Below are 18,753 nucleotides of genomic sequence, written 5' to 3' on the forward strand. Positions count from 1 at the left end.
AAATGTTCGCTGATCCCTATATCTGTGTGTTGTCATTATTTATAGACATTCTTATTCGATAAAAGCCTTAATAGATCTGACTTACTTTTAGCAATGTGCAGGTTTTTTGGTAAACTCTTGCGAATATCATTTAGTCGAAGTAAATAGGACGAACAAATGGCCGTATTCGGTACAGTATTCATGCCAGAAATGGCGCTTGCCACCTTTGTCAACGATCAATGGACTGACACCGAATTTGTCAGCGCTGATAGTATTCAATTGCACCCTGGTGCGCATGTGCTTCATTATTCAAGTACATGCTTTGAAGGCTTAAAAGCTTTTAAACATGAAGATGGCAGTATCAACATTTTTAGAATGGACAAAAACATTGAGCGTTTTGCTCAGAGTAGCCGTCTTCTTAACTTGCCCGAAATTAATAAGGCGCAAGTAGAAAAGATGATTATTGATATTGTTGCGAAATACGCGTCTGAAGTACCTGAGCCTCCTGGTTCCATGTATATCCGTCCTACCCATATTGGTACAGAAGCCTCTATCGGCAAGGCTGCAGCCCCGTCAGCAAGTTCAATGCTGTATGTACTATTATCGCCAGTTGGCGATTACTTTGCGGGAGGTGCAAAGCCACTACGCTTGCTATTAGATGAAACAGGAATGCGATGTGCACCGCACATGGGAATGGTAAAAAGTGGTGGCAATTATGCCAGCGCTTTACCACCCATTTTAAAAGCGCGCGCTGAAGTACAAGCTGACCAAATATTGTTTTGCCCTAATGGTGACGTTCAAGAAACAGGCGCAGCAAACTTCTTACTTATTGATGGTGATGAAATCATTACTAAAGGTTTAGATTCTACCTTCTTACATGGGGTTACCCGCGCAACTGTTCTTCAAATTGCTAAAGATCACGGCATGAAAGTAAGTGAGCGTGACATCACAGTAAGTGAACTATTAGAGCGCTCAGCAAAACCGAATACTGAGGCGGCGCTTTCAGGCACTGCGGCTGTTCTAACGCCGGTCGGTACGTTTATCCATAATGATAAAGAGTACCAGGTTGGAAGCGGTGAAGCTGGCCCTGTGACCATGAAGCTAAGACAAGCGCTTAATGATATCCAATGGGGTAAAGCGGAAGATACCCACAACTGGTTAGTCAAAGTGCCAAACTAGTCTAATCAGACACCCATAAAAAAGCCTGCTTAAGCAGGCTTTTTCGTATTTGAGAAGGCGGTCGATTACTTCGCTTTGCCTTGTTTCGCTACGGCATCCATCATTGCTTTGATAGCGTCCGCATCGCCAAGATACTCTTTAGAGATTGGCTTAAGGTTTTCATCTAGTTCATATACCAGTGGTACACCGGTAGGAATGTTTAAACCAAGCACTTCTTCGTCAGACATGCCATCTAAGTATTTAACCAGCGCACGCAAGCTGTTTCCGTGAGCTGCAATGATAACGCGCTTACCCGCTTGAATGTCTGGACGAATAACGTCGTGCCAATACGGAAGCACACGCTCAATCGTTAATTTTAAGCTTTCACCACGTGGCAAGATGTCTGCATCTACGTTGTTGTAGCGTGGGTCGTGACCCGGGAAATGCTCGCTGTCGTCTTCTACCGAAGGAGGTGGAATGTCGAAGCTGCGACGCCAAATTTTAACTTGCTCTTCACCGTGCTTAGCAGCAGTTTCCGCTTTATCTAGGCCCGTAAGTGCACCGTAATGACGCTCATTTAAGCGCCAGTGACGCTCGACGGGAAGGTAGTGTTGACCCATCTCTTCAAGCGCAATATTAAGTGTTTTAATTGCACGAAGTAGTACAGACGTATAAGCCTGATCAAATGAAAAGCCAGCATCTTTAAGCAGCTGTCCTGCCGTTTTTGCTTGTGCTACACCCGTGTCGGTCAAATCAACATCATGCCAGCCCGTGAAACGGTTTTCCAAGTTCCACTGACTTTCTCCATGACGAATAAGTACCAATTTATACATAGTTGAGTTACCTGCGGCGTTTGAGTGAAATCGTCTGAACTCTTGCCATGCGTTAGACGTTCAGACGTATATTTGAAAAAACTGTCGTTATCATCCTTGATCAGCGTAGAAAAATCCAGTTTCAGCTATCACAAAATCGCAGGTAAGACGTGTGTGTGCACATGCACTCTATAAGATTTATATAAACTTCGTAAGATCGGGGTGGGCAACTTTGATCCACTCCTTCATGGATGGCTCTTCAATAAAGCTAAAGTCATTGAAATCAAAACCCGGGGCTACAGAGCATCCAACAAGTGAGTATTCACCCATCGTCGCTGCCGCTTGAAAATTTCCCGCTTTCACCACTTCAACATATTCGTTATTTTCCCCGCCAATACGCCGTTCCCACACTTGTTGGTTTTCTAATTGAAATAGTTGAAGAGGTGCGCCTTCATAATGATTCCATACTTCATCGTGTAGCACCCGATGAAAGCGGCTTACTTGACCTTTCAATAATAAAAAATATATGTGGGTAAGTGCAGGTCGCATTTGATTATGTACATAAGAACTTGTTTCATTATCGGAACGAAACACTTGGCGGTAAAAACCGCCTTCAGGGTGCGGTTCTAAATTATATTTCTTAATTAAAGGGTGTGTCATATTCGCTTCATTATTATTGTAATTTGTTGCATTACCTTTCCAATACAGACAATTGTTCAGATTCTGCAAAATTGATTTGTTTAGCTTATCTGAAAGCATAACCTTAGATGATTTATATGAAAATATAATTGTTGCGTATTTGTAAACTGGGTCGACCAGTTCTGAAGTCATGCTAAAGCGTGCCATCATCATTGACTTTGCCTGTCTTTTTTAACGCCTTTGGTACTGCCCTAACGAATGTTTAGCGGCGTGTATGGTTTATTCCAAACCAGAGAAATAAGGGTTTGGTTTAAAAAGAATTGGCGTGTCAATTTGAGGTGAACTTTTTTTCATGTTCAAGCCGTACAAATAAATCAATAAAAGCAAATAAGTGATCCCGCATAAATCTGTATTTGTGTTTCAACTTATAAGCTTCATTACAAATCATGAACAGGCAAAAAAGGATGGAAGCGTATGACATATAAGTCTTTTTCGCAGCTTGAAGTTAACGGCAAAAACTTCAAGGCGGTTAATTTTGACGGTATAGGTAGTAAATATGCACTCGACCGGCTTCCGTTCTGTATCAAAATTCTTTTAGAAAACCTGATTCGTCATGAAGACCAAGAGTTTGTTAATAGTCGCGATATAGAGCAAGTCGCTAAATGGGATACTAAAAATCACGCAGACCACGAAGTTTCTTTCGTTCCTGCTCGCGTAATTTTACAAGACTTTACCGGCGTGCCGGCTATTGTCGACTTAGCGGCTATGCGAGATGCGGTTAATAGGCTTGGCGGGGATGCCCAAGCAATTAATCCGCTTAATCCAGTAGAGCTTGTTATTGACCATTCTGTGATGGTTGATCACTTTGCTGAAGAAAATGCCCTAGAGAAGAACACGGACATAGAAATTGAGCGCAACAAAGAGCGCTATCAGTTCTTAAAATGGGGGCAATCTAGCTTTGACAACTTCAAAGTTGTTCCACCGGGTCGCGGCATTGTTCATCAAGTCAATTTAGAGTATTTAGCTCGTTGTGCTTTTACCAAAGAGCAAGATGGCGAGACATTGGTCTATCCGGACACCTTGGTGGGAACCGATTCTCACACCACTATGATTAATGGCTTAGGAGTACTGGGTTGGGGTGTAGGTGGCATTGAAGCTGAAGCGGCCATGCTCGGTCAGCCAGTTACCATGCTGCTTCCGAAGGTAGTTGGCTTCCGACTTTCAGGTAAATTACCTGCTGGTGTAACGGCCACTGACATGGTACTGACTATCACACAGCAACTACGTGAACACGGTGTGGTGGGTAAGTTCGTTGAATTTTATGGCCCTGGCCTGAAGCACCTAACGACAGCTGACCGCGCTACTATTGCAAACATGGCCCCAGAGTATGGTGCGACGTGCGGAATTTTCCCAATTGATGAAGTGGCTCTAGATTATCTGCGTCTAACAGGGAGAGAAGAAGAACAGATTGCGCTTGTTGAAACTTATGCGAAGTTTAGTCACCTGTGGCACGACGATCATTCTAAAGACGCTCAGTATCACGAAACGCTGGAGTTGAATTTGGAAGAGGTGGTTCCCTCTCTCGCAGGCCCTAAGCGTCCTCAAGACCGCATAGCGTTAGACAAGGCGGCGGAAGCATTCAAAGAATGGCATCGCTCTCAAATTGACGTGAAGGTGCTAGATGAAGAAACAGACCTTATTGCGGAAGCAGGCTTAGGCACCAACGATACGGTTGATGAAGACCATGACTCTTTTGTTGAGTTTAGGGGGAATAAGTTTAACCTTGAAGATGGTGCTATCGTTATTGCAGCCATTACTAGCTGTACCAATACCTCTAATCCATCGGTGCTAATAGGTGCAGGTTTACTAGCTAAAAAGGCAGCGGAGAAAGGGCTAACTCGTAAGCCGTGGGTTAAAACGTCATTGGCACCTGGTTCTCAGGTTGTCACTCAGTACTTGGAAGATGCTGGCCTTATGGACCCGCTTGAAGCGCTAGGTTTCAACTTGGTTGGCTACGGCTGTACTACCTGCATAGGCAATTCCGGTCCGCTGCCAGATGCTATTTCAGATGCAATTAGAAAGGCAAAACTCACCGTCACTTCAGTATTATCGGGTAACCGCAACTTTGAAGGACGTATTCATCCTGATGTCGCTGCAAACTATCTAGCATCGCCACCCTTGGTTGTTGCATACGCGTTAGCTGGAAACATGAATGTAGATATCACGAAAGAGCCGTTAGGTCAGGCGAGTGATGGTTCTCCGGTATATTTAAAAGACATCTGGCCTACCGAAGAGGAGATTCAGCAATACATCGCTGAAAACGTCACTGGTGATTTGTTTAAAGAAAAATATGCAGACGTCTTTAAAGGCAGCGGTGAGTGGAACGAGCTAGAAGTAAGTAAGACATCGGTTTACGATTGGCCCGATTCAACGTATATCAAGCACCCTCCATTTTTCGAAGTCATGGAAAAAGAGCCAGAGGCGCTGACGGCTATTCAAAACGCACGGTGTTTGGTGAAAGTGGGCGATTCAATTACAACTGACCACATCTCGCCCGCCGGCGCTATTGCCAAAGACAGTCCCGCTGGTGAATATCTTCAGGCAGAAGGCGTTGACCCGAAAGATTTCAACTCGTACGGTTCAAGACGAGGGAATCACGAAGTCATGATGAGAGGTACGTTTGCAAACGTGCGTCTTCAAAACCAACTAGCACCTGGTACTCGAGGCAGTGCAACTACCCACTATCCAAGTGGCGACAGTATGTCTATATTCCATGCCGCAATGCGTTATAAGGATGAGGGTGTACCTGCCATTGTCATTGGCGGGAAAGAATACGGTACGGGGTCGAGCCGAGACTGGGCGGCCAAAGGCCCTTCGCTCATGGGCGTCAAAGCGGTACTCGCCGAGAGCTATGAACGTATTCACCGTTCAAACCTTATTGGTATGGGCATATTGCCTTTACAATTTAAAGAAGGGGAAAGTGCAAGTTCCTTAGCGCTTAAAGGCAACGAGTCTTTCTCTATAAATGCGGTTGAGCGTGGGCAGTCTGAGGTGGAGGTCAAAGCCGTTTCGGACGAAGGGGAAACGACCACCTTTATGATGGATATCAGAATTGATACATCAAATGAGTTCACATACTTTGAGAATGGTGGAATCTTGCACTACGTGATAAGAGAATATTTAAAGAAGTAAGGGTTAGCCTGAGACAGAAAATGCCGCTTATTCACTGTCGAATAAGCGGCATTTTTGATTGTGTTGTCAGCCACGACATTTGCACCTTATACCTCATGAATAAGACGCATAAGGGCCATCGAGGCAGTTACTCACCACCGATGATTTGAACCTGTGCTAAATCGGTGTCACCTTTTATCACTTTGTAGATGGCGTCTTGAACGAGAGTGCGCATGCCATCTTTGGCAGCCTGCGCCTTCATATCGGCGACGCTTGCTTCTTTATAAACCATAGAGCGAAGCTCTGGTGTCATGCCCAAAAGCTCATGTACACCAGTACGCCCTTTGTAACCGGTATTGCCACATTCTTGGCAGCCTTTCGACCTGTAAAGCTCAAGGGGTGTTTGTATGTTCAGCTCTGGCATAAGTTCTTTGCCATACTGACGCTCTATAAATGCCATATCTGTTTCAGTGGCAAGATATTTCTCTTTACAGCTATTGCACAAAGTTCTAATGAGGCGCTGCGCTAATATACCCACGCAGGCATCAGAAAAGTTAACTGGGTCGAGCCCTAAATCGAGCAAACGGGTAATGGTTTCTGGTGCAGAGTTAGTGTGCAGTGTTGAAAGTACTAAGTGACCCGTCAACGATGCTTCTATACCCGCATGTGCCGTCTCTTTATCACGCATCTCACCGATAAGAATAATATCTGGATCTGCCCGCAAAAATGCCCGTAGCGCTGCAGCGAAGTTAAAGCCTATTTTTGGGCTTACCTGAACCTGCTGAAGTCCAGGCTGAGTAATTTCCACAGGGTCTTCCGCCGTCCAAATCTTTTTCTCCGGTGTATTTAAATACCCTAAGATGGCGTGGAGCGTTGTTGTCTTACCTGAACCTGTCGGGCCCACAACAAGTAAAATGCCGTGTGGCTTTTTAATCATCTCTTCTAGACGAGCACGGTTGGTAGGGGCTAGATTCATCTTATCGATGGGCATGGCACCACCCGATGCAAGTATACGCATAACCACACCCTCGCCAGCAACGGTTGGAATGGTGGCAACACGCACTTCGACCAGTTGTCCGTTCATTCTAAAAGCGAGTTTTCCGTCTTGCGGCACGCGTTTTTCAGCAATATTAAGATTAGACATAATTTTAATACGTGCAATAACAGCGCTATGATGCGAGTTAGGTACTTGGTTCATATCACGACACACGCCGTCTACGCGCATGCGTACCCGTGTCGGTGCATTCTTCTCTGGATCGATATGGATATCTGATGCATTTAGTCTTTTGGCGTCATGCAGTATACGGCTAACTAAACGTACGACAGCCGGCGCATCATCAGACAGTTCATCGACTTGTTCATCGCTATCGTCATTCGATGAGCTAATCTCGTCAAGAATATCACTCATCTCGCCAGGACCGCCGCCGCCAGCATTTTCACCAAGGTATTGAAGAATTAACGTGGGCAAGCTTACTGCTATTTCGTAGCTATCAATGCCCATGGCACTTTCAATTTCCATGAGCAGCGCTGCGTTGTTCGGCTCTGCCATTAACACGATAGGTTTGTCGTGCGCATCGGCAATAACCGCAACGTAGTTTCTCTTCAGATAAGAAACATTTAAGCGGCTCTCGTTTTCAAATCTGTGGTATTTGTCGGGCAAATAGGGAATAAAGGGGACTTGATAATGAATAGACAGTGAATTGCCGATTTCGTCCTCGGGTATGCGGTACTCTGATACCAGGCGCTGGATGAATACCCGAATGTCCGGTGTACTGGCTTGAATATCTTTAAGCGTTGCTTCTTCCAAAAGGCTTTTATGAACAAGAAGATCAAAAGGGTTATTGGTGCCTCCCAGCTCAAATCTGAACTTGTCGCCCAGGATTAGCGCCAGAGCACTCCCAAGTTTCAAGTCGTCTTCAGTAAACGCTCCCTCCACTTTATTGATGATTTGAATGACACCCATTAGAACGCCCGCGTTCATGATGGGAACGCAAAGAATGTTTTGCGTTTTAAAATCACTGTCTTTGTCAAATCGGTCAGCAAAACGAAGTCGAGGATGAATACTCTGCAGTAATGTAGGGCTGTATGGGTCGTCAATGACCACTGCTTTTTGAGACAGCGCGACATACCCTGCAATTGACATAGGGCTTATAGGTACCTTTATCTCAAGGGTTTCTTTACCTGTTTTGAAGCGAGCGACCAAGTCTTGATGTTGACGGCGACGCTGAAAAATACTCATACGCTGGGCACCGAACAATTCCAGAATAATTGGTTCTAACAGCCCATATGCATCCAGCAGTGTGGAGTGATTGTTGAGGATACGTTTTATTTGTGCAAATGTTTGCTGGTTATTTAGTACTTCCATATTCTCACTTCTAACAGGGACAGCCAGTCCAGTTCTAACTACTGATTATTTTTTCTAGGGTACCAAGGTATACTCATACCAAGAAAGCAACAATACTACTTATAGCCAGTTACATACAGTTATATAGCCCAAAAATATGTGTATAAAAAGCAAACTGCCTATTGCATTGCTGATTCCTTTCTGTATAATTCGCGCCCACTGCCCAATTAGGGCACGTAATTTTTAGCCGCAACCTCACTGCTTTTAGGGTGGTTGCCGAAGTAACGGATTTATCATAACTGATTAGGCTGTTGCTGGCGTGCTAGAAAAAAGAACAGGGTTCCGATAGGGAACCATCGGTTTACGCACATCTTTTCTTTCCGGAATTAATGGAAGAGAAAAGGTGAATTTTTTTGTTCTTTCGATTGGAGCTTAATCGATGCCAAATCAAAGAATTCGCATTCGTTTGAAAGCGTTTGATCACAAGTTGATCGATCAGTCTACGGCTGAAATCGTTGAAACTGCGAAACGCACTGGTGCTCAGGTAAGTGGTCCTATTCCTCTACCTACTCGCAAAGAACGCTATACAGTTCTGATTTCTCCGCACGTTAACAAAGACGCGCGTGATCAATATGAAATCCGTACTCACAAGCGTTTGGTAGACATCATCGAGCCAACTGATAAAACAGTTGACGCGTTGATGCGTTTGGACTTGGCTGCTGGCGTTGATGTTCAAATCAGCCTGGGCTAATAAGAGAGGGTTATAACAATGGCGATTGGTCTAGTCGGTCGTAAAGTGGGTATGACTCGCATCTTCACTGAAGATGGTACGTCTATCCCTGTGACTGTTATTGAAGCGACCCCAAACCGCGTTACTCAGCTTCGCACTGAGGAAACTGACGGTTATCGCGCTCTTCAGGTTACTGCTGGAACTAAGAAAGCTAACCGCATCAACAAAGCTGAAGCAGGTCACTTTGCTAAAGCGGGTGTTGAAGCTGGACGCACTCTAGTAGAATTCCGCCTAGAAGAAAACGAAGGTGCCGATATAGAAGTAGGCAGTGAAATCACTGTTGAGATCTTTAACGACACTAAAAAGATTGATGTAACTGGTACATCAAAAGGTAAAGGTTTCCAAGGTGCTATCAAACGCTGGAACTTCAGTTCACAGCGTATGACACACGGTAACTCTTTGTCACACCGTGCGCCTGGTTCAATTGGTCAAAACCAATCACCAGGTAAAGTATTCAAAGGCAAGAAAATGGCTGGTCAGCTTGGTAACAAGCAAGTGACTACGCAGTCTTTGGAAGTGGTACGTGTTGACGTAGAGAACGGCCTTATCCTTGTAAAAGGTGCCGTACCTGGCGCAACTGGCAACGATGTAATCGTAAAGCCAGCTGTTAAAGCGTAACGTCTGGGGAGTGAACTGATGGAATTAACATTGAAAGACGCGCAAAGCGCTCTTGAAGTATCCGAAGCGACCTTTGGACGTGAATTCAACGAAGCCCTGGTACACCAGGTAGTTGTAGCTTACGGAGCAGGCGCTCGTCAGGGTACAAAAGCGCAGAAAACTCGCGCTGAAGTTCGTGGTGGCGGTAAGAAGCCATGGCGTCAAAAAGGTACTGGCCGTGCACGTGCTGGTACTATCCGTAGCCCTATTTGGGTTGGCGGTGGCCGTGCTTTTGCAGCGAAGCCTCGTGACTTCGACCAAAAAGTAAACAAGAAAATGTATCGCGGTGCGATTAAGAGCATCTTGTCTGAACTAATCCGTCAAGACCGTTTGGTTGTTGTAGAGAAGTTCGGTGTTGACGCACCTAAGACTAAAGCTCTTATTTCTGCACTTAACGAATATGAACTAAACGACGTTCTAATCGTTACTCCAGAAGTTGATGAGAACTTGTTCCTTGCGGCGCGCAACTTGTACAAAGTTGACGTACGTGACGTAGCAGGCATCGACCCAGTGAGCTTGATTGCATTTGAGAAAGTGCTAATGACTGCTGATGCGGTTAAACAACTTGAGGAGGCGTTAGCATGAGAGAAGAACGTCTACTGAAGGTGCTAGTAGCACCTCACGTTTCAGAAAAGTCTACTATGGCTGCTGAAGCGAACAACACAGTTGTATTTAAAGTAGCTAAAGACGCGAACAAAGCTGAAATCAAAGCAGCAGTTGAAAAACTGTTTGAAGTTGAAGTTCAAGGTGTTCGTACTGTGAACGTTAAAGGTAAAACTAAGCGTCACGGCATGTCTTTCGGTAAGCGCAGCGACTGGAAAAAGGCCTACGTGGTTCTTAAAGAAGGTCAGGACATCGACTTTGTCGGTGGTGCTGAGTAAGAAGGGGATTAGAAATGCCATTATTGAAAGCTAAGCCAACTTCTGCCGGTCGTCGTCACGTTGTTCAGGTCGTTAACCCTGACCTGCACAAAGGTGCACCTTACGCGCCTTTGCTAGAGAAAAACAGCAAGTCTGGTGGTCGTAACAACGGTGGTCGTATTACCACTCGTCACATCGGTGGTGGTCACAAGCAACACTATCGTGTAATCGACTTCAAACGCAACAAAGACGGCATTCCAGCTAAAGTTGAGCGTTTAGAGTACGATCCAAACCGTTCTGCTAACATTGCACTAGTATTGTACGCAGACGGTGAACGTCGTTACATTCTAGCTCCTAAGGGTATGAAAGCAGGTGATGCTATCCAGTCTGGTTCGGATGCTCCGATCAAGTCTGGTAACACTCTACCTATGCGTAACATCCCTGTAGGTTCTGTTGTACACGCCATTGAAATGAAGCCTGGCAAAGGTGCACAAATTGCACGTTCTGCGGGTGCTTATGCTCAGATCCTAGCACGTGACGGAAACTACGTTACTCTACGTCTGCGCTCTGGCGAAATGCGTAAAGTTCTATCTGATTGCCGCGCCACCATTGGTGAAGTTGGTAATGCAGAGCACATGCTTCGTTCACTAGGTAAAGCTGGTGCTACACGCTGGCGTGGTGTTCGTCCTACCGTTCGTGGTGTTGCCATGAACCCGGTTGATCACCCACACGGTGGTGGTGAAGGTCGTACATCAGGCGGTCGTCACCCAGTAACTCCTTGGGGTATTCCTACCAAAGGTAAGAAAACTCGAAGCAACAAGCGTACTGATAAGCTTATCGTACGTCGTCGAAACAAGTAATAGCGAGGATTCACCATGCCACGTTCTCTCAAGAAAGGTCCTTTTATTGACCTTCACTTGCTGAAGAAGGTAGAGGCTGCAGTGGAAAAGAACGAACGTAAACCAATCAAAACTTGGTCTCGTCGTTCTATGATCATCCCAGATATGATTGGGTTGACCATTGCGGTCCATAACGGTCGCCAACATGTACCTGTCATTATTAGTGACGAAATGGTCGGCCACAAGTTGGGCGAATTTGCGCCAACGCGTACTTACCGCGGCCATGTCGCGGACAAGAAAGCTAAACGTTAAGGGGTAGGAAGATGGAAGCATTAGCTAAACACCGTTTTGCCCGCACGTCGGCTCAAAAGGCACGCTTGGTTGCGGATCAAATTCGCGGAATGCACGTTGAGAAAGCACTTGAGCTTCTTGCGTACAGCCCGAAGAAAAGCGCAGCGCTAGTAAAGAAAGTTTTGGAATCTGCGATTGCTAACGCAGAGCACAACGAAGGCGCGGACATCGACGAGCTAGTCGTTGCCAAGATTTTCGTTGACGAAGGTCCAACTATGAAGCGTATCAAGCCACGTGCCAAAGGCCGTGCTGATCGTATCTTTAAGCGCAGCAGTCACATCACTGTGGTTGTAGCGGATAACTAGGAGTAGATAATGGGACAGAAGGTACATCCTACAGGTATACGCCTGGGTATCAGCAAACCATGGACATCTACCTGGTACGCTAATACTGCAGACTATGCAGATAACCTGTATAACGATCATCAGGTACGTCAGTATCTGACTAAACAACTTAAGAACGCTTCACTATCTAAAATCGTGATCGAGCGTCCTGCTAAGAGCATCCGTGTGACTATTCACACTGCTCGTCCAGGCGTAGTAATCGGTAAGAAAGGTGAAGACGTAGAGAAGTTGCGTAACTACGTATCTAAGCTAGCCGGTGTGCCAGCTCAGATCAACATCGCTGAAGTACGTAAGCCAGAGCTAGATGGCCAGCTAGTAGCTGACAGCATCTCTAGCCAGCTAGAGCGTCGTGTTATGTTCCGTCGTGCTATGAAGCGCGCAGTACAAAACGCAATGCGTCTAGGCGCGAAAGGTATCAAAGTTGAAGTTAGCGGCCGTTTGGGCGGTGCAGAAATTGCACGTTCTGAGTGGTATCGCGAAGGTCGCGTTCCTCTGCACACTTTCCGTGCGGACATCGATTACGCAACCTCTGAAGCGTCAACTACTTACGGTATCATCGGCGTTAAAGTATGGATCTTCAAAGGTGAAGTTCTAGGTGGTCTACCTACAACTCAAGAGCAAGCACCAGCTGCTCAACCTAAGAAGAAAGGCCGCAACGCTAAGCGAGAGGGCTAATCATGTTACAACCAAAACGCATGAAGTTCCGTAAGATGCACAAAGGTCGCAACCGCGGCTTAGCAGCGGGTAATACTGTTGCCTTTGGTACTTACGGCCTTAAAGCAGTTGGCCGTGGTCGAATGACTGCGCGTCAAATCGAAGCAGCGCGTCGTGCTATGACTCGTCACGTTAAGCGTCAAGGTAAAATTTGGATTCGAGTTTTCCCTGACAAGCCAATTACTGAGAAGCCTCTTGAAGTGCGTCAAGGTAAAGGTAAAGGTAACGTTGAGTACTGGGTATGCCAAATTCAGCCTGGTCGTGTTCTTTACGAGATGGAAGGTGTTCCTGAAGCTCTAGCACGCGAAGCGTTTGAATTGGCAGCGGCTAAACTGCCATTTAAAACAACCTTTGTAACTCGGACGGTGATGTAATGAAAGCGACTGAACTGAAAGAAAAAAGCGTAGAAGAGCTGAACGCAGAGTTGATTAACCTGCTACGCGAACAGTTCAACCTGCGCATGCAGCACACAACAGGTCAGCTTGAAAAAACTGACCAGTTGAGAAAAGTACGTCGTAACATCGCGCGTGTTAAAACCATTCTGACTCAAAAGGCTGATGCGTAATGACTGAGCAAAAAATTCGTACAGTACAAGGTCGTGTGGTTAGCAACAAGATGGATAAAACCATCACAGTTGTTGTTGAACGTTTTGTTAAGCACCCAATCTATGGGAAGTTCATCAAGCGCTCTACTAAGCTTCACGCCCACGACGAAAACAACGTGTGCAACCAAGGTGACGTAGTAACAGTACGTGAATGTCGCCCGCTATCTAAGAACAAATCTTGGATGCTAGTTGACGTTGTTGAGAAAGCTGGCGTTTAATCGCTAACTTTTTCAAAGTCTTAAAAAAGCCGCTCTCGAGCGGCTTTTTTGTGTTTAATTGAGGTGATGTTATACGTTTTCCACTTGCCTCTTGATGACATCAACCCTGTGGTGAGAAAAACGGGAAATGGAATCTTCGAATTTATACCAGTCTGCACAGATCATTACCCACTCAGCGAGTATTAAAATGTTCGTAATCGCGGCGTGTTACCGCAGGTATAGGGGTTCTACGTCAAGGTGACACAACAAAGAGTACAGACATTTCAAACTTGCCAGCGCCTTCTGAGTGGGCAATTATCTATGCGGATTTGTATTACACATTTTGTTCCCGATAATATAGCGACAATAAGGCGAAAAGCGCTTATTGAATGCGTTGATCGTGCTAAAGCATTAGATTAGGCTTTCACGACTCAAATGCAGACGACTCAAAGTTAGTCGAACACAATTTCACAATAGTATTATGGCTGCTAAGGTAGTCATCATTCACTGCATTATGCTGAGCAGACAAGAGTGAATTTAACCCAAAGGAAGTACTATGCCGGTTGCCAGACGCAGTGACTACAAGCCTAATTTTGTTGAAACACTCTGTCGCTGGGGCTATTCATGCGTATTGGTGCTTCTTGTTCCCTTTGCATTTGCTCATCTTGCGTTGAAGGGCTCAACGAAAAGTAAAGACGGTAAACACCGACATTTCGAACGCCTGGGGTTTGTCACCCGTCCACCAAAAGAAAACGGCTATCTATTTCACTGCGTTTCAGTTGGAGAGGTCGTTGCGGCATCATGCCTGATTAAACGCATAATGAGCGTTGAACCCGAAGCACAAATCACAATAACTACGACTACGCCTACAGGGTCAGCACGAGTTAGGGATATTTTTAAAGATACTGTTCACCACTTTTATCTACCGTATGACTTGCCTATAACAATGGCCGCCATGTTAAAGCGGGTAAAGCCGAAAATGGTCATCGTTACCGAAGTAGAGCTGTGGCCAAATTTAATCCACGCTTGCTGGAAACGCTACGTACCGGTCATTGTTATTAATGCGAGAATGACCGACCGCTCTGCAAAACGCTACAAAAAAATAGGCCAGCTATTTAACCCGATGTTAGCCAAGCTTTCGCATGTATGTGCACAGGGGCAACGTGATCACGATAACTACGCGTGGCTAGGTTTAGATAAAGATAAGCTCACACTCACTAATAATATTAAATTTGATCAAGCGGTTTCCCACACAGATACTGCGTCCTCTTTTCTTGATATTAAGCGTGGTGAGCGCCCGCTGTTGGTGGCTGGAAGTACACACGAGCCAGAAGAAAAAGCGGTACTCGAAGCGGCCTTATCAGTATGGAAAGTATCACCTCTGTTTCGCATGATAATCGTGCCAAGGCATCCTGAACGGTTTGAAACTGTAGCGAAGATCATAGAAAAATATAACCTGCCGTTTGTGAGAACCTCAGACGTTACTTCGATACCTGAAGACGTTAACATTGTGCTTCTTGATGAGATGGGAAAATTAAATCAAGCATACGCGGTAGCAAGTTTCGCTTTTGTTGGAGGCTCAATAGCCCAACGAGGTGGTCACAATGCCCTTGAACCCGCGACGTTTTCATTACCTATCATGATGGGCCCGCATACCTTCAATAACCCTGTTATATGCGAGTACCTTGAAGACTGTGGTGCGCTAACAATTGTTGAAAACGCCACTCAGATTTCCGCTTTGTTAAACAACTGGATAGAAAACCCTACCAAGGGTGAGCAAGCCGGACGTGCTGGAAAACGTGTATTACAGAATAATAGTGGTGCATTAGATGCAACCTTGGCCTGTGTTCGTCGCTATTTAAATTGACATTTACGCCCGAAAGCGCCGCTCCAGAATTAATAAATTATCTATGCGGATTGGTATTACTGTAATTGAACAAAAAAAGAACCCCTCATTAGTGCGCGGCGCGCACCAAAAAAGACCTTCTAGAGCGTTGATTCATGCGCTCAAGCAAGGTTGAATTTATAAGTTATTGATTTGATTATGTATGCAAGAGTTGGTTCAACATTTGCTAAAAAGAACCGACAGCGTAGCAACAGTAAAATCCAAATTAAAACGCACCTATTAAAAAGGGCACTGAGTTACGCGGTTTTCCAGGGAGAGGCCTCCTGCCGGTGGGCAGGAGGCTTTCTTACTTCAGGCTCCCGTACCTTCATCCTGAACTCTTTCAGAAGCCGTCTCAATACGTTCTGGCTCAATCAAGCTAATTAAACGCCAGCCTGCTTTAGGTTCAATACTGTTGCCGTTTATAAACGTATAGCTCTTGCCTTCAGCATTTATCGCAATGAGAGGCGTTGCTCGGTCACCGTATCTTTGAATATATTGCTTATACGTGAATTCTTCTGACAAACGGGTCGTTTTGACCTGAGAGTCTCGCGCAATCGCTGACGCCAGATAACCGTAGGTAACACCCTCATCGAACAGAGTTAACTTCTTCGCATACTGTTCACTGACCTGATGGCTTGGACGCGTTGACTGTTCGTTGTTTGTTAACGCCCATACTTTGTCTTTGCCCATGGTGTATTCAAAGTGGTAAGCAATAAGCGGATTGAGTTGTTTGTACGGCGACATGATAAGTACTGTGCCAAACGTATTTAAATCAAGATGCCGTGCAGCGTGGTCCGACATAGGGTTGCCGAAGTACACGGGAATGTCCATCATACGTGCTTCACGGATAGCATCCCAGTTTGTATCAGCAATAGTCACGTCTAGTTTTTGATTTAGCATTTCACACGCCAATGCGCGGTTAAACTTACTTCCGCCGAAGATTAAATAGCCAGTAGGCGCTGGCGCCCGTACTTTTAAGAGTGAAGCGACAGTGCGAGAGGTCAAGCTTTGAACGACAACGGTTGCAATGATAACCATGAACACTATGGGCACGATAATCCCCGCACCCTCGTAACCGATTTCTTCTAATTTCAATGAGAAGAGTGCTGACACGGCGGCAGCCACGATACCGCGAGGCGCTATCCAGCTTAGCAGTGCTAACTCATTGAGTTTCAGCCCGGTGCCGATAGAGGAGGCCAATACTGATAAAGGTCTGGCTATGAACATAATGGCCGCCAACACCACGATGGAGCCCCAACCAACATCTATGACTGATTGTAGATTTAGACGAGTGGCAAGCAGTATAAAAAGACCGGATATAAGCAAAACGCTCAGGGTTTCTTTAAATTCTAGAATGTCTTCCACATCTACGTCTTTCATGTTGGCCAGCACCATACCTGCAATCGTCACGGCCAGCAGGCCAGATTCATGGGCGACATAATTAGAAGCCGCAAAGACGCCCAATATAATCGTTAACACAGCGGTATTGAGCAGATAATGGGGAATCCATTCTTTTCTGATAGACAACCCTAATAAATAACCTGCAGCAAGGCCCAGGAAAGAGCCTATGCCTACGGTTTTACCAAAGGCTACGAGGGTGTGTGTGATAGCGGTTTCCTGCGATGCCACAATGAATTCAAACACCAGTACAGCAAGCAATGCACCGATAGGATCGATGACTATTCCTTCCCAGCGCAATATATTCGCTAGATTTGTCTTAGGCCTTACCGTACGCAGCATAGGAACAATAACGGTAGGGCCGGTGACAGTAACGATAGCGCCAAACAAAAAGGAGAGCTGCCAAGACAGATCTAAACTGTAATGTGCCGCTGTCGCCGCAACGAGCCACGTTACTACAACGCCTATGGAGCACAGGTTTCTCACCATGTTGCCATGGCCCGCTATATCGCTGAATTTCAGGGTAAGTGAACCCTCAAATAGAATGATAGCAACAGAAAGGGAAACGACAGGAAACAGTAAGTCGCCAAATAACGAGTCTGCGTTTAGCACACCGAATACGGGGCCCACGACAATGCCTACAATTAATAGTGGGAGTATCGCAGGAAGCCTAATCTTGTATGCCAAATACTGACAGGCAATAGATAGCAATCCTACCGAAACAAGGGAAAGTAGCGGGTCTGACAAAGTGAATCCTTAACGTATTAGTATTATTCCATCGTATATCAGTCTAAGCGTCTGTCATACAGCAACTTTAGGACTAGGACGTCTTGAAACATACGAGAGATTGTTAAGTTTAGACCAGTATTTTATCGTGTGCAGAACCAGACGAGTCATTTTCGGCTACGCTTAAAACACCAATATATGAGGTCACCAAGTGTGTTTGGTAAGCTAATTGATAATATGAAATTACTCGTGAGTAAACTATAGAGTTTGATATTATCTGAAACGTAGAGATTATTTCGGAGCTTCTCATTGAACAATTTATTTAGGGTTGTGATTTTATCATTAGCAATCACGCTAAGCTCGGCCTGTGCCATTAACTACCCAACGCCTTCTGCCTCGTTAAAAATAAACTCTATAGTGACGTTACCAGAAGAGCTTGCTGAAACATCCGGGCTTTTTTGCGAGGAAGAAGGCATGTATTCGCTTAATGACTCGGGTAACGCCCCAGTCATCTTCCATGTCAATTATCAAGGCGAGATTACTGAGCAAACGAGGCTAGCGCTTACCAATAAGGATTGGGAGGCCATTACTGCAGATTCCGCATTCTTTTATATCGCTGACGTCGGAAATAATAAAGGTAAAAGAGAGCAGGTCGAAATTCACAAAGTGAATCGCAGTAATGTGAATGACATTGAAACCATCACTTTAAAATATGCAGGCAACAACGCGAACAACAATATTCCCTACGCCCATGATTTCGATTCAGAAGCCATGGTCATGTTCGACAATAAGTTACTCTTGTTTTCAAAGAGTTGGCGAACAGGAATAACACATATTTACCATGTGAATGACACTAAGAGCGTTCAAACATTGAGTCCATTTGCCTCTATTGAGGGGTTACCCGGTGTGGTAACGGGTGTCGATTTTGACCGTGTACGGAATCGTTTTGTGATAACCGGTTACAAGTCTGACCCTTTTGGAAACTTTGCGACCTTTTTGGCGCAAGTGTCAAAGGAGTTTACGCTGCTTGATATTTGGCCGTTAGATGAATACAAACAAGTTGAAGGAGTATGCGTCGATACTGAAGGGCGCTACTGGTTTAGTGAAGAAGCGACAGAAGGCCGTGAAGCGTCATTATCAAGCGCGTATATTGAAGCTAAATAGTTGGCGTAAACCCGCTTAGCGCTCTCCTTATTGAATGTAAGAGAGAAATTCATAGTACTACCTCAGTAGTTATTTTTTATCGGGTATTAGTAATATGACTAATACCCAACCCTTTATT

At 45.3% G+C, this 18,753-nt stretch carries 19 protein-coding genes; 15 read left to right on the forward strand and 4 right to left on the reverse strand.

Annotated elements, in window-relative coordinates; all coding sequences use genetic code 11:
* Positions 1–156: 156 nt before the first annotated feature.
* On the forward strand, positions 157–1,158 hold the full coding sequence (locus GVO63_RS13135) for a branched-chain amino acid aminotransferase (protein ID WP_159580458.1): 1,002 nt from the start codon (positions 157–159) through the stop codon (positions 1,156–1,158).
* 65 nt (positions 1,159–1,223) lie between these two features.
* On the opposite strand, the gene gpmA is transcribed toward GVO63_RS13135, so the two are convergent.
* Positions 1,224–1,970 carry a 2,3-diphosphoglycerate-dependent phosphoglycerate mutase gene (gpmA, locus tag GVO63_RS13140; protein WP_159580460.1) on the reverse strand — a complete coding sequence of 249 codons (747 nt, stop codon included), beginning with the start codon at positions 1,968–1,970 and terminating at the stop codon, positions 1,224–1,226.
* Between the two features lie 177 nt (positions 1,971–2,147).
* On the reverse strand, positions 2,148–2,801 hold the full coding sequence (locus GVO63_RS13145; protein WP_236552145.1) for a cupin domain-containing protein: 654 nt from the start codon (positions 2,799–2,801) through the stop codon (positions 2,148–2,150).
* A gap of 261 nt (positions 2,802–3,062) precedes the next feature.
* On the opposite strand from GVO63_RS13145, the gene acnA reads away from it, so the two are divergent.
* Positions 3,063–5,780 (forward strand): aconitate hydratase AcnA, encoded by a 2,718-nt coding sequence (acnA, locus tag GVO63_RS13150; protein ID WP_159580462.1) that lies wholly within the window; start codon positions 3,063–3,065, stop codon positions 5,778–5,780.
* Between the two features lie 127 nt (positions 5,781–5,907).
* Here the strand turns inward: acnA and GVO63_RS13155 are convergent, their stop codons facing one another.
* Entirely contained in the window at positions 5,908–8,124 is a 2,217-nt protein-coding gene (locus GVO63_RS13155; protein WP_159495433.1) for a GspE/PulE family protein, read from the reverse strand.
* A gap of 418 nt (positions 8,125–8,542) precedes the next feature.
* Here GVO63_RS13155 and rpsJ point away from each other — a divergent pair, with 418 nt between their 5' ends.
* From rpsJ to GVO63_RS13215, 12 genes are all read left to right on the forward strand, one after another.
* Complete coding sequence (gene rpsJ, locus GVO63_RS13160) at positions 8,543–8,854, forward strand: 30S ribosomal protein S10 (RefSeq protein WP_010179497.1); 312 nt, start codon at positions 8,543–8,545, stop codon at positions 8,852–8,854.
* Positions 8,855–8,872: 18 nt separating this feature from the next.
* A complete protein-coding gene (gene rplC / locus GVO63_RS13165; protein ID WP_014947975.1) occupies positions 8,873–9,511 on the forward strand; it encodes a 50S ribosomal protein L3 in 639 nt (212 codons plus the stop codon).
* A gap of 18 nt (positions 9,512–9,529) precedes the next feature.
* A complete protein-coding gene (gene rplD, locus GVO63_RS13170; protein ID WP_012516958.1) occupies positions 9,530–10,135 on the forward strand; it encodes a 50S ribosomal protein L4 in 606 nt (201 codons plus the stop codon).
* Positions 10,132–10,431, forward strand: coding sequence for a 50S ribosomal protein L23 (gene rplW / locus GVO63_RS13175; protein ID WP_159495431.1), 300 nt, complete (start codon positions 10,132–10,134; stop codon positions 10,429–10,431). Before rplD ends, rplW begins: the two co-directional genes overlap by 4 nt.
* A gap of 14 nt (positions 10,432–10,445) precedes the next feature.
* Positions 10,446–11,270 (forward strand): 50S ribosomal protein L2, encoded by an 825-nt coding sequence (gene rplB / locus GVO63_RS13180; RefSeq protein WP_105930585.1) that lies wholly within the window; start codon positions 10,446–10,448, stop codon positions 11,268–11,270.
* A 15-nt stretch (positions 11,271–11,285) separates the two neighbouring features.
* The gene (gene rpsS / locus GVO63_RS13185; RefSeq protein WP_012516961.1) at positions 11,286–11,561 is read left to right on the forward strand and encodes a 30S ribosomal protein S19; all 276 of its coding nucleotides are present in this window, start codon (positions 11,286–11,288) and stop codon (positions 11,559–11,561) included.
* Positions 11,562–11,572: 11 nt separating this feature from the next.
* A complete protein-coding gene (gene rplV / locus GVO63_RS13190; RefSeq protein ID WP_105930584.1) occupies positions 11,573–11,905 on the forward strand; it encodes a 50S ribosomal protein L22 in 333 nt (110 codons plus the stop codon).
* A 9-nt stretch (positions 11,906–11,914) separates the two neighbouring features.
* Positions 11,915–12,619, forward strand: coding sequence for a 30S ribosomal protein S3 (rpsC, locus tag GVO63_RS13195; protein ID WP_014947978.1), 705 nt, complete (start codon positions 11,915–11,917; stop codon positions 12,617–12,619).
* Positions 12,620–12,621: 2 nt separating this feature from the next.
* Positions 12,622–13,032, forward strand: coding sequence for a 50S ribosomal protein L16 (gene rplP / locus GVO63_RS13200; protein WP_014997065.1), 411 nt, complete (start codon positions 12,622–12,624; stop codon positions 13,030–13,032).
* Positions 13,032–13,223, forward strand: a complete 192-nt coding sequence (gene rpmC, locus GVO63_RS13205; protein ID WP_014947980.1) for a 50S ribosomal protein L29 — start codon at positions 13,032–13,034, stop codon at positions 13,221–13,223. Before rplP ends, rpmC begins: the two co-directional genes overlap by 1 nt.
* A complete protein-coding gene (gene rpsQ / locus GVO63_RS13210) occupies positions 13,223–13,480 on the forward strand; it encodes a 30S ribosomal protein S17 (protein ID WP_012516966.1) in 258 nt (85 codons plus the stop codon). Before rpmC ends, rpsQ begins: the two co-directional genes overlap by 1 nt.
* 535 nt (positions 13,481–14,015) lie before the next feature.
* Positions 14,016–15,326 carry a 3-deoxy-D-manno-octulosonic acid transferase gene (locus GVO63_RS13215; RefSeq protein ID WP_159580464.1) on the forward strand — a complete coding sequence of 437 codons (1,311 nt, stop codon included), beginning with the start codon at positions 14,016–14,018 and terminating at the stop codon, positions 15,324–15,326.
* A 330-nt stretch (positions 15,327–15,656) separates the two neighbouring features.
* On the opposite strand, the gene GVO63_RS13220 is transcribed toward GVO63_RS13215, so the two are convergent.
* On the reverse strand, positions 15,657–17,492 hold the full coding sequence (locus tag GVO63_RS13220) for a sodium:proton antiporter (RefSeq protein WP_159580466.1): 1,836 nt from the start codon (positions 17,490–17,492) through the stop codon (positions 15,657–15,659).
* A 288-nt stretch (positions 17,493–17,780) separates the two neighbouring features.
* On the opposite strand from GVO63_RS13220, the gene GVO63_RS13225 reads away from it, so the two are divergent.
* Positions 17,781–18,635: a hypothetical protein gene (locus GVO63_RS13225; protein WP_159493132.1), complete on the forward strand. Its 855-nt coding sequence runs from the start codon at positions 17,781–17,783 to the stop codon at positions 18,633–18,635.
* Positions 18,636–18,753 lie beyond the last annotated feature (118 nt).

The organism is Alteromonas sp. KUL106, from assembly GCF_009811415.1.
GTDB lineage: Bacteria > Pseudomonadota > Gammaproteobacteria > Enterobacterales > Alteromonadaceae > Alteromonas.

Bases quoted from the DNA above. Each gene is read 5' to 3' on its own strand.
- rplP (WP_014997065.1), top strand. From the start codon at position 12,622: ATGTTACAACCAAAACGCATGAAGTTCCGTAAGATGCACAAAGGTCGC.
- acnA (WP_159580462.1), top strand. From the start codon at position 3,063: ATGACATATAAGTCTTTTTCGCAGCTTGAAGTTAACGGCAAAAACTTC.
- GVO63_RS13215 (WP_159580464.1), top strand. From the start codon at position 14,016: ATGCCGGTTGCCAGACGCAGTGACTACAAGCCTAATTTTGTTGAAACA.
- rpmC (WP_014947980.1), top strand. From the start codon at position 13,032: ATGAAAGCGACTGAACTGAAAGAAAAAAGCGTAGAAGAGCTGAACGCA.
- rplW (WP_159495431.1), top strand. From the start codon at position 10,132: ATGAGAGAAGAACGTCTACTGAAGGTGCTAGTAGCACCTCACGTTTCA.
- rplC (WP_014947975.1), top strand. From the start codon at position 8,873: ATGGCGATTGGTCTAGTCGGTCGTAAAGTGGGTATGACTCGCATCTTC.
- rpsJ (WP_010179497.1), top strand. From the start codon at position 8,543: ATGCCAAATCAAAGAATTCGCATTCGTTTGAAAGCGTTTGATCACAAG.
- GVO63_RS13145 (WP_236552145.1), bottom strand. From the start codon at position 2,801: ATGATGATGGCACGCTTTAGCATGACTTCAGAACTGGTCGACCCAGTT.
- rpsS (WP_012516961.1), top strand. From the start codon at position 11,286: ATGCCACGTTCTCTCAAGAAAGGTCCTTTTATTGACCTTCACTTGCTG.
- rplV (WP_105930584.1), top strand. From the start codon at position 11,573: ATGGAAGCATTAGCTAAACACCGTTTTGCCCGCACGTCGGCTCAAAAG.
- GVO63_RS13155 (WP_159495433.1), bottom strand. From the start codon at position 8,124: ATGGAAGTACTAAATAACCAGCAAACATTTGCACAAATAAAACGTATC.
- rplB (WP_105930585.1), top strand. From the start codon at position 10,446: ATGCCATTATTGAAAGCTAAGCCAACTTCTGCCGGTCGTCGTCACGTT.
- rplD (WP_012516958.1), top strand. From the start codon at position 9,530: ATGGAATTAACATTGAAAGACGCGCAAAGCGCTCTTGAAGTATCCGAA.
- rpsC (WP_014947978.1), top strand. From the start codon at position 11,915: ATGGGACAGAAGGTACATCCTACAGGTATACGCCTGGGTATCAGCAAA.
- rpsQ (WP_012516966.1), top strand. From the start codon at position 13,223: ATGACTGAGCAAAAAATTCGTACAGTACAAGGTCGTGTGGTTAGCAAC.
- GVO63_RS13135 (WP_159580458.1), top strand. From the start codon at position 157: ATGGCCGTATTCGGTACAGTATTCATGCCAGAAATGGCGCTTGCCACC.
- gpmA (WP_159580460.1), bottom strand. From the start codon at position 1,970: ATGTATAAATTGGTACTTATTCGTCATGGAGAAAGTCAGTGGAACTTG.